Raw genomic sequence first — 10,606 nt, forward strand, 5'->3', positions numbered from 1 at the left:
GTCGTGATGACCACGCCGATCGCCGCGCCATTGGTGGCGCCGGCTGCCGAGCGCTCCGATGACGTGCTGGGCCAGGCTCAGTCGCACATCAATGCCGGTCGCCTGAACCAGGCTGCCGCATTGCTGGAGGATGGCGTCAAGCAAGAGCCCAAGCGCAGCGACCTGCGCTTGAAGCTGATGGAAGTCTACGGCCAGCAAGGCGACCGCGATGCGTTCGTCGGCCAGGAGCGTCAGTTGGTGGCCAATGGCGACAACTTCGCCCAGGTTGAAAAACTCAAAAGCCGCTTCCCGGCCATGGCGCTGGTGGCTGCCGGTGGCATCGCCGCAGCCGCCGTTGCTGCCGAGCTGGACGCGCAATACGTCAAGGATCTGTTGCTCGACGAGCCACAGGCACCGGCACCAGAGCCGGCACCGTTCGAGGATGATCTCGACAGCGCCTTCGACCTGAGCCTGGACGATCTGGGCACGATCACACCGGTGGCGCCTGCAGCTGCGCCGGAGCCTGAAGTGGCGGCGCTGGCGGATCTGGAAGAATTCCCGCTGGATGACGACCTGAGTTTCGAGTCGGTGTTGCAGCAACAGACTGAAATCAAGGAAAGCCTCGACGATCTGTCGGACTTCGATCTTGACCTGGATCTCGGTGCGCAACCGTCGCCGGCGATGCTGGCTGAAGACGATTTCCTGCTGGATCTGGATGCAGGGGTGAAGGATTTCCCGGTTGCCGAAACCCCGGCTGTTCCTGAGGTCGCGCTGGATGATCTGGAATTGCCGGCCGATTTCGATCTGTCGCTGGCCGACGAAATGGACGCGCCGGATGCGTTCGCGGCAGAGCTGGATGATGTCAACGCCGAGCTGGAGAGCCTGTCCAACGACATCGGCGAGCCGACCTTTACCGAGGCCGATGCCGCGCTGGGAGGCGATGATGACTTCGACTTCCTCTCGGGTACTGACGAGGCCGCTACCAAGCTCGATCTGGCCCAGGCCTATATCGACATGGGCGACAGCGATGGCGCCCGCGACATCCTCAAAGAGGTCGTGAGCGAAGGCAGTGCCGAGCAGAAGAGCGAAGCCAGGGAAATGCTTTCGCGCCTGGCTTGAGTGCACGTCAAGTTGTAGACAGAGCGGCAGCCCATTGAGGCTGCCGTTTTTGTTTGGCCGCAAGAGCGATGTCGACATCCAGGCCGCCTTCGCGAGCAAGCCCGCTCCCACCGGGTTCTGTGGCGCTCACAAAACCTTGTGGGAGCGGGCTTGCCCGCGAAGAGGCCGGAACAGTCAGTGGAGATCTCTCTGGCATCCCCGCCCGGCGGCCTTATAATGCCCGCCTTTGGTACATCAGCAGGCTGTCCCTCCTTGGCAAATATAGATAACCCGGCCGCCGAAATGGCAGCCGACGGCTTTTTCCGGATCGCGCTGGGCGTCGAATACAAGGGCTCGCGCTACCGCGGCTGGCAGCGCCAGGCGTCCGGGGTGCTCACCGTGCAGGAAACCCTCGAAAACGCCTTGTCCAAAGTCGCCGACTCACCCGTTTCGCTGATGTGCGCCGGGCGTACCGACGCCGGGGTGCATGCCTGCGGACAGGTGGTGCATTTCGACACCCAGGTCGAGCGTTCGATGAAGGCCTGGACCATGGGTGCCAACATCAACTTGCCCCACGACGTCAGTGTCAGTTGGGCCAAGGTCATGCCGGCGCATTTCCATGCGCGGTTCAAGGCCATTGCCCGGCGTTATCGCTATGTGATCTACAACGATCAGATCCGCCCGGCGCACCTGAACGAAGAAGTGACCTGGAACCACCGCCCGCTGGACGTCGAGCGCATGGCCGAGGCCGCTCAGTACTTGCTCGGCACCCATGATTTCAGTGCTTTTCGCGCCGGCCAGTGCCAGGCCAAGTCGCCGATCAAGGAGCTGCATCACCTGCGCGTCACCCGTCACGGCAAGATGATCGTGCTGGATATTCGCGCCAGCGCCTTCCTGCATCACATGGTGCGCAACATAGCCGGCGTGCTGATGACTATCGGCGCCGGTGAGCGTCCGGTGGAGTGGATGAAAGAAGTGCTGGAAAGCCGGATTCGACGGACCGGTGGCGTGACGGCGCATCCATTCGGTTTGTATCTGGTCCAGGTCGAGTACCGTGACGAATTCGAATTGCCCGAGCGTTACATCGGGCCGCACTTCCTGACCGGCTTCTCGGAACTTGGCGGCTGACGCCCTCGAACGCTTTTGCTACCATCCGGGACTTTCCCGGATTTGTCTTGGAGTTATGTCGACATGTCAGCCGTTCGCAGCAAGATCTGTGGGATTACCCGCATGGAAGATGCGTTGGCAGCCGTCGAGGCCGGGGCGGATGCCATCGGATTCGTGTTTTACGCCAAAAGTCCCCGTGCGGTGACGTTCCAGCAGGCGCGCTCGATCATCAAGGCGCTGCCGCCGTTCGTGACCACCGTGGGCTTGTTCGTCAATGCCAGCCGTTGCGAGCTGGGGGAAATCCTCGACGCCGTGCCCCTGGACCTGTTGCAGTTCCATGGCGACGAAACCGCCGCCGAGTGTGAAGGCTGGCACCGGCCGTACATCAAGGCATTGCGGGTCAAGGCCGGTGATGACATCGCGGCAGCTTGTGATGCCTATCCAGGTGCCAGCGGTATTTTGCTCGACACCTATGTCGAAGGTATTCCCGGAGGAACCGGTGAGGCATTCGACTGGTCATTGATACCGCAAGGTCTGAGCAAACCGATCATTCTGGCGGGCGGTCTGACGCCGGATAACGTCGCCGAGGCGGTTGCGCGCGTTCGGCCTTACGCCGTGGATGTCAGCGGCGGGGTAGAGGCGAGCAAGGGCATCAAGGACCACGCAAAGATTCAGGCATTCATCAAAGCGGTACGCGGTAGCACCTGTTGATGTGACGGCTGGCAGACTGCCGCCGTCCACTGCACTGTACAAAGCGGATGCACTGCACAAAGCAGGCATATCCGAGGGTTTCTGGTTGCACGCAGGTCATGTTTCGCGCTGACCGTGGCAGTCCATCGATCGTCGCCGCACACATGAATTTAGCGCTAGGGCATACACGGGGCTGCGAACCAGAGCGTTCGGGCCGCCGGTACTGGAGAAAGAAAGCATGAGCAACTGGTTAGTAGACAAACTGATCCCTTCGATCATGCGTTCCGAGGTCAAGAAGAGCTCGGTGCCTGAAGGTCTTTGGCACAAATGCCCGTCTTGCGAGGCTGTGCTGTATCGTCCGGAGTTGGAAAAGACCCTGGACGTTTGCCCCAAGTGCAACCATCACATGCGTATCGGCGCCCGCGCCCGTATCGACATCTTCCTCGACGTCGAAGGCCGTACCGAGCTGGGTGCGGACCTGGAGCCGGTTGACCGTCTGAAATTCCGCGACGGCAAGAAATACAAGGACCGCCTGACCGCTGCACAAAAGCAGACCGGCGAAAAAGACGCGCTGGTTTCCATGAGCGGCACTTTGCTGGGCATGCCGATCGTGGTTTCGGCGTTCGAGTTTTCCTTCATGGGCGGTTCGATGGGCGCCATCGTCGGTGAGCGTTTCGTGCGCGCCGCCAACTACGCCCTGGAAAAACGTTGCCCGATGGTCTGCTTCTCGGCTTCCGGCGGTGCGCGGATGCAGGAAGCGCTGATTTCCCTGATGCAAATGGCCAAGACCTCCGCGGTACTGGCGCGTCTGCGTGAAGAAGGCATTCCGTTCATCTCCGTGTTGACCGACCCGGTCTACGGCGGCGTTTCCGCCAGTCTGGCGATGCTGGGCGACGTGATTGTCGGCGAGCCGAAGGCGTTGATCGGTTTTGCCGGTCCGCGTGTGATCGAGCAGACCGTGCGCGAAAAACTGCCGGAAGGCTTCCAGCGCAGCGAATTCCTGCTGGAGCACGGTGCCATCGACATGATCATCGACCGTCAGGAGCTGCGTCCGCGTCTTGGCAACCTGTTGGCACAAATGATGGGCCTGCCGACGCCTAAGTTCGTTGCTGCCCCTATCGAACCGATCGTGGTTCCGCCGGTGCCAGCCAGCCTATGACCCAACGTACCCTTGGCGAATGGCTCGCCTACCTTGAGCAGTTGCACCCTTCAGCCATCGACATGGGCCTGGAGCGGTCGCAGCAGGTAGCGTCCCGTATGGGACTGGGCAAGCCGGCGCCTCGGGTGATTACGGTCACCGGGACCAACGGCAAGGGTTCCACCTGTGCGTTCGTGGCGTCCTTGCTGCGGGCCCAGGGCTTGAAGGTGGGGGTTTACAACTCCCCGCACCTGCTGCGTTACAACGAGCGGGTGCAGGTCAATGGCATCGAAGCCACTGATGCCGAGCTGTGCGAGGCCTTTGCCGCGGTAGAGGCCGGGCGCGGCGACACCTCCCTGACTTACTTCGAAATGGGCACCCTGGCGGCATTCTGGCTGTTCCAGCGCTCCGGGCTCGATGCCGTGGTGCTGGAAGTCGGTCTGGGCGGTCGTCTGGACACGGTCAACGTGGTGGACGCGGACATGGCGCTGGTCACCAGTATTGGTGTCGATCATGCGGATTACCTCGGTGATACCCGTGAGTCCGTGGCCTTCGAGAAGGCCGGTATTTTCCGTCAGGGCGCGCCTGCGCTCTGCGGCGACCTGAATCCGCCACAACCTCTGCTGGACAAGGCGCGCGAGCTCAATTGCCCGTTTTTCCTGCGTGGGCGCGATTTTGACCTCGGTGTGACCGATCACAACTGGCAGTGGCGCGGTGTCGATGCAAAAGGGCATGCAGTCGAGTTGCGCGACTTGCCGCTGCTCGATCTGCCGATGGAAAACGCTGCGCTGGCGTTGCAGGCTTACTTGTTGCTCGGCTTGCCTTGGGTGGATACGCAGATTGTCGAGGCACTGCGGGCAACCAGGGTGGTCGGTCGTCTGGATCGCCGCGAGTTCGAGTGGCAAGGCAAGCGCTTGAATCTATTGCTGGATGTGGGGCATAACCCCCATGCGGCGGAGTATCTGGCTCGTCGCCTGGCCAGTCGCCCGCCGGTCGGCAAGCGATTGGCGGTGTTCGGGCTGCTGGCGGACAAGGACCTGGGTGGTGTTGTCGGCGAATTGAATGCTAGTGTCCAGCACTGGGCTGTCGCACCTCTGGATTCGCCTCGGGCGCGTCCGGTTGCGGATTTGCACGATGCGTTGCAAGGTCTGGGTGCTTCGGTCACGTCATACGAAAGTGTAGCGGCCGCCCTGGAAGGGCAGTGTGCCCAGGCCACGAACGACGACGAAATCCTGTTGTTCGGATCATTTTATTGTGTCGCCGAGGCCCTTGAATGGCTGGCCCGGCGCTCCACGGAGGACGCGGCAAATGGCATTGCTGGATAAGGCATACAAACAGCGCATGGTTGGCGCCCTGGTGTTGGTTGCGCTGGCGGTGATTTTTCTGCCGATGCTGTTTTCCCGCCAGGACGAACAGCGCCAGGTGACGGTCGAAGCCCCTGCGGCTCCGCAGGCGCCTGTGATGCCTCAGGTGCAGGTCGAACCCGTGGTGGTGCCTGAGCCGCAAGCCTTGCCTCAGGAGCCCGTGCCGAGCGATGACGAAATCGCCCAGCAGGAAGCACAGGCGGTGCCAGCTGTGCCGGTGGCGCCAGCTCCTGCTACCGCTGCGGCTGCCAAACCGGTTGCACCGCCGCCTGCGCCAGCCCCGGTCCCGGCTCTGGCCGCCAAGCCTGCGACAGCGCCTGCCCAGCCCATTACAGCGGCACCGGGCAAGCCGGACACCACGCAAAGCCGCGTCGATGCCAATGGCTTGTCTGTCAGCTGGTCGGTGCAACTGGCGAGCCTGTCGAGTCGTGAAAGCGCGGAAAAACTGCAGAAAACCCTGCGCAGCCAGGGTTACAACGCCTACATCCGTACCGCCGACGGCAAAAACCGGGTGTTTGTCGGGCCGCTGATCGAGCGCGCTGAAGCCGACCGTCTGCGTGACTTGCTCAACCGCCAGCAGAACCTCAAGGGGTTTGTCGTGCGCTTTCAGCCGGAACGTGGTTAAAACTATCGCCCCGATATGAAATGCACTGACAATCGCAGCTTACCGATAAGCATGGGCTCTGCTAAAATGCGCCGCCTTATCCGTCTGTAGGCTGCACTGTGCCATTTACCTGGGTTGACTGGGCGATCGTAGCAATCGTCGCCATCTCCGCATTGATCAGTCTGAGCCGCGGCTTCGTCAAGGAAGCTCTGTCGCTGGTGACCTGGATCATCGCAGGAGTCGTAGCCTGGATGTTCGGTGGCTCACTGTCCGAGTACCTGGGCGGGTACATTCAAACACCGTCGGCCCGTATAATCACGGGCTGTGCCATCATGTTTGTCGCCACTTTAATCGTAGGCGCAATGATCAATTATCTTATCGGCGAACTGGTTCGCGTCACCGGGCTCTCCGGGACCGACCGATTCCTCGGCATGGCCTTCGGCGCCGCGCGTGGCGGGTTGCTGGTGGTTGTCGCCGTCGGGCTGTTGAGCCTGGGGCCGGTACAGCAGGACGGGTGGTGGAAAGAGTCACAGCTCGTGCCAAAATTTCTATTGGTCGCCGACTGGTCCAAAAACCTGATCCTCGGGTGGAGCAGTCAGTGGCTTGCCAGCGGAATCAGCGTACCCGCTGATATTCCGTTCAAGGAGCAACTCTTGCCGATGGCCAAAACGCCTCAGTGAGTAGTGCTCAGTTCAGATCCATTAAGTAGGGGTTGCGTCGCATGTGTGGCATCGTCGGTATCGTCGGTAAGTCGAACGTCAATCAGGCGCTGTATGACGCGCTAACCGTCCTCCAGCACCGCGGCCAGGACGCTGCCGGTATCGTGACCAGCCATGATGGCCGGTTATTCCTGCGCAAGGACAACGGTCTGGTGCGTGACGTGTTCCAGCAGCGTCACATGCAGCGCCTGGTCGGCCACATGGGCATTGGCCATGTGCGTTATCCGACCGCGGGCAGCTCGACGTCGGCTGAAGCTCAACCGTTTTACGTCAACTCGCCTTACGGCATCACCCTGGCGCACAACGGTAACCTGACCAACGTTGAACAACTGGCCAAGGAGATTTACGAATCCGACCTGCGCCACGTCAACACCAGTTCCGATTCGGAAGTGCTGCTCAACGTGTTTGCGCACGAACTGGCCCAGCGCGGCAAGTTGCAGCCGACCGAAGAAGACGTGTTCGCCGCCGTCACTGACGTGCACAACCGTTGCGTCGGTGGTTATGCCGTCGTAGCGATGATCACCGGCTACGGCATCGTCGGCTTCCGCGACCCGCACGGCATCCGCCCGATCGTTTTCGGCCAGCGTCACACCGACGAAGGCGTCGAGTACATGATCGCCTCGGAAAGCGTTTCCCTGGACGTGCTCGGCTTCACCCTGATTCGCGACCTGGCTCCCGGCGAAGCGGTCTACATCACTGAAGAGGGCAAGCTGTACACCCGTCAGTGCGCGACCAACCCGTCCCTCACCCCGTGCATCTTCGAACACGTCTACCTGGCGCGTCCGGATTCGATCATCGACGGCGTGTCGGTCTACAAGGCCCGTCTGCGCATGGGTGAGAAACTCGCCGAGAAGATCCAGCGCGAGCGTCCGGATCACGACATCGACGTGGTCATCCCGATTCCGGACACCAGCCGCACCGCGGCGCTGGAACTGGCGAACCACCTGGGCGTGAAGTTCCGCGAAGGCTTCGTGAAGAACCGCTACATCGGCCGGACCTTCATCATGCCGGGCCAGGCCGCGCGGAAAAAATCCGTACGCCAGAAACTCAACGCCATCGAGCTGGAATTTCGCGGCAAGAACGTGATGCTGGTGGATGACTCCATCGTTCGCGGTACCACTTGCAAGCAGATCATCCAGATGGCCCGCGAAGCCGGCGCGAAGAACGTTTACTTCTGTTCCGCGGCTCCAGCGGTTCGCTACCCGAACGTCTACGGCATCGACATGCCGAGCGCCCACGAACTGATCGCCCACAACCGTTCGACCCAGGACGTGGCTGACCTGATCGGCGCCGACTGGCTGGTCTATCAGGACCTGCCTGACTTGATCGAAGCGGTCGGTGGCGGCAAGATCAAGATCGACAAGTTCGATTGCGCGGTGTTCGATGGCCAGTACGTCACCGGCGACGTCGACGAGGCTTACCTGAACAAGATCGAGCAGGCACGCAACGATGCCTCCAAGGTCAAGACGCAGGCAGTCAGTGCGATCATCGATCTGTACAACAACTGAGTGACTACCGGCCCTGAGGGGCCGGTTTTGTATCTGGCAAAAAGACTTTCATCTATCAAGAGCAGGGCAAGGAGTGACAGCATGAGTCAGGAATGGGATGCCGGTCGGCTGGACAGCGACCTCGAAGGTGTAGCGTTCGATACCCTGGCCGTACGCGCCGGTCAGCACCGCACGCCGGAAGGCGAACACGGTGATCCGATGTTCTTCACCTCCAGCTACGTATTCCGTACCGCCGCCGACGCCGCTGCGCGCTTCGCTGGCGAAGTACCGGGCAACGTCTATTCGCGCTACACCAACCCGACCGTGCGCGCGTTCGAAGAGCGCATTGCCGCGCTGGAAAGCGCCGAGCAGGCCGTGGCCACGGCCACCGGCATGGCGGCCATCATGGCCGTGGTGATGAGCCTGTGCAGCGCCGGTGATCATGTGCTGGTGTCGCGCAGCGTATTCGGCTCGACCATCAGCCTGTTCGAAAAGTACTTCAAGCGCTTCGGCATCGAAGTCGACTACGTTGCCCTGGCCGATCTGTCCGGTTGGGATGCGGCGATCAAGGCCAACACCAAGCTGCTGTTCGTCGAATCGCCGTCCAATCCGTTGGCCGAGTTGGTGGACATTGCGGCTCTGTCGGAAATCGCGCATGCCAAAGGCGCGATGCTGGTGGTCGACAACTGCTTCTGCACGCCGGCACTGCAACAGCCGCTGAAAATGGGCGCGGACATCGTCGTGCACTCGGCCACCAAGTTCATCGACGGCCAGGGCCGTTGCATGGGCGGCGTGGTCGCCGGTCGTAGCGAGCAGATGAAAGAAGTGGTGGGCTTCCTGCGTACCGCGGGGCCGACCCTGAGCCCGTTCAACGCCTGGATCTTCCTCAAGGGTCTGGAAACCCTGAACCTGCGGATGAAAGCGCATTGCGCCAATGCCCAGCAACTGGCCGAGTGGCTGGAGCAGCAGGCAGGCATCGAGAAAGTCCATTACGCCGGCCTCAAGAGCCATCCGCAGCACGAGCTGGCGCTGCGTCAGCAGAAGGGTTTCGGTGCTGTCGTCAGTTTTGAGGTGAAGGGTGGCAAAGAGGGGGCCTGGCGTTTTATCGATGCCACGCGCCTGATTTCGATCACCGCCAACCTGGGTGACAGCAAGACCACCATCACGCATCCGAGCACCACGTCCCATGGCCGCCTGGCGCCGCAAGAGCGTGAAGCGGCGGGCATTCGTGACAGCCTGATCCGCATTGCGGTCGGTCTTGAGGACGTGGCGGACCTGCAAGCCGATCTGGCGCGCGGCCTGGCTGCGCTGTGATCGAGTTGGCTACGCCGACCACGAGCTCGAATGGCCGCGTAGCGCTGGTGACCGGTGCTGCGCGGGGCATTGGCCTGGGGATCTCGGCCTGGCTGATCAGTGAAGGCTGGCAAGTCGTGCTGACGGATCTGGACCGGGAGCGCGGCTCGAAAGTGGCGAAAGTGCTGGGCGACAACGCCTGGTTCATCGCCATGGATGTCGCCAACGAAGGGCAGGTCGCGCTGGGCGTGGCCGAGGTGCTCGGCCAGTTCGGGCGCCTCGATGCGCTGGTGTGCAATGCGGCAGTTGCCGATCCACACAACATCACGCTGGAAAGCCTGGATCTGGCGCACTGGAATCGGGTGTTGGCGGTGAACCTCAGTGGGCCGATGTTGCTGGCCAAGCACTGTGCACCGTACCTGCGCGCTCACAGCGGTGCCATCGTCAATCTGGCCTCGACCCGCGCCGGGCAGTCGGAACCCGACACGGAAGCCTATGCGGCGAGCAAGGGCGGTTTGTTGGCCCTGACTCACGCGTTGGCCATCAGTCTTGGTCCGGAGATCCGGGTCAATGCCGTCAGTCCTGGCTGGATCGACGCGCGCGACCCCTCGGTGCGGCGGGCTGAACCATTGACCGAGGCCGATCATGCCCAGCATCCGGCGGGCAGGGTGGGTACGGTTGAGGATGTCGCGGCGATGGTCGCCTGGCTGCTGTCGAGGAATGCCGGATTTGTCACCGGTCAGGAATTCGTGGTCGATGGCGGCATGACCAAGAAGATGATTTACAGCGAGTAATCGGCCAAGGACGCTGTCTGCGGCATTGATGTTGAAAGTGCCACCGTCTTCGCGAGCAAGCCCGCTCCCACATTGGATTGTGTTGTGTCTGAAAGAACGCGGTCCAATGTGGGAGCGGGCTTGCTCGCGAAAGCGGTCTGACTGCTGTAGGTGCCCTCCCGATTGAAAGAATTTTGTCTTTTTCAGAAAAACTTCAAGCAGGGTATTGACTTAGGTTCGTTACCTGCGTAAATTTCGCGGCCTCGGAGATGCAAACGGGTGATTAGCTCAGCTGGGAGAGCGTCTGCCTTACAAGCAGAATGTCGGCGGTTCGATCCCGTCATCACCCACCAC

At 61.5% G+C, this 10,606-nt stretch carries 10 protein-coding genes and 1 tRNA gene; all 11 read left to right on the plus strand.

Annotated elements, in window-relative coordinates; all coding sequences use genetic code 11:
- Nucleotides 1-1,098, plus strand: a 1,098-nt coding sequence (locus tag ACCD00_RS28795) for a FimV/HubP family polar landmark protein (RefSeq protein WP_413428624.1), incomplete at its 5' end; no start/stop codon positions are given.
- Nucleotides 1,099-1,380: 282 nt separating this feature from the next.
- Complete coding sequence (gene truA / locus ACCD00_RS28800; RefSeq protein WP_032829430.1) at nt 1,381-2,205, plus strand: tRNA pseudouridine(38-40) synthase TruA; 825 nt, start codon at nt 1,381-1,383, stop codon at nt 2,203-2,205.
- A 63-nt stretch (nt 2,206-2,268) separates the two neighbouring features.
- A complete protein-coding gene (locus ACCD00_RS28805; RefSeq protein WP_413428625.1) occupies nt 2,269-2,895 on the plus strand; it encodes a phosphoribosylanthranilate isomerase in 627 nt (208 codons plus the stop codon).
- A gap of 217 nt (nt 2,896-3,112) precedes the next feature.
- Nucleotides 3,113-4,033, plus strand: a complete 921-nt coding sequence (gene accD, locus ACCD00_RS28810) for an acetyl-CoA carboxylase, carboxyltransferase subunit beta (RefSeq protein WP_007975665.1) — start codon at nt 3,113-3,115, stop codon at nt 4,031-4,033.
- Nucleotides 4,030-5,337, plus strand: coding sequence for a bifunctional tetrahydrofolate synthase/dihydrofolate synthase (folC, locus tag ACCD00_RS28815; RefSeq protein WP_413428626.1), 1,308 nt, complete (start codon nt 4,030-4,032; stop codon nt 5,335-5,337). The genes accD and folC overlap by 4 nt, the downstream gene beginning before the upstream one ends.
- Nucleotides 5,321-6,001 (plus strand): SPOR domain-containing protein, encoded by a 681-nt coding sequence (locus ACCD00_RS28820; protein WP_413428627.1) that lies wholly within the window; start codon nt 5,321-5,323, stop codon nt 5,999-6,001. The genes folC and ACCD00_RS28820 overlap by 17 nt, the downstream gene beginning before the upstream one ends.
- 98 nt (nt 6,002-6,099) lie before the next feature.
- Nucleotides 6,100-6,660, plus strand: coding sequence for a CvpA family protein (locus tag ACCD00_RS28825; protein WP_008016245.1), 561 nt, complete (start codon nt 6,100-6,102; stop codon nt 6,658-6,660).
- Between the two features lie 41 nt (nt 6,661-6,701).
- A complete protein-coding gene (gene purF, locus ACCD00_RS28830) occupies nt 6,702-8,207 on the plus strand; it encodes an amidophosphoribosyltransferase (protein WP_008016246.1) in 1,506 nt (501 codons plus the stop codon).
- 81 nt (nt 8,208-8,288) lie between these two features.
- On the plus strand, nt 8,289-9,500 hold the full coding sequence (locus ACCD00_RS28835) for an O-succinylhomoserine sulfhydrylase (protein WP_413428628.1): 1,212 nt from the start codon (nt 8,289-8,291) through the stop codon (nt 9,498-9,500).
- Complete coding sequence (locus ACCD00_RS28840; RefSeq protein ID WP_413428629.1) at nt 9,497-10,273, plus strand: SDR family oxidoreductase; 777 nt, start codon at nt 9,497-9,499, stop codon at nt 10,271-10,273. Before ACCD00_RS28835 ends, ACCD00_RS28840 begins: the two co-directional genes overlap by 4 nt.
- 256 nt (nt 10,274-10,529) lie before the next feature.
- A tRNA-Val gene (locus tag ACCD00_RS28845) sits at nt 10,530-10,605 on the plus strand.
- Nucleotide 10,606: the final 1 nt, after the last annotated feature.

The organism is Pseudomonas sp. Pseusp3 (assembly GCF_047304225.1).
Classification (GTDB): Bacteria; Pseudomonadota; Gammaproteobacteria; order Pseudomonadales; family Pseudomonadaceae; genus Aquipseudomonas; species Aquipseudomonas fluorescens_CD.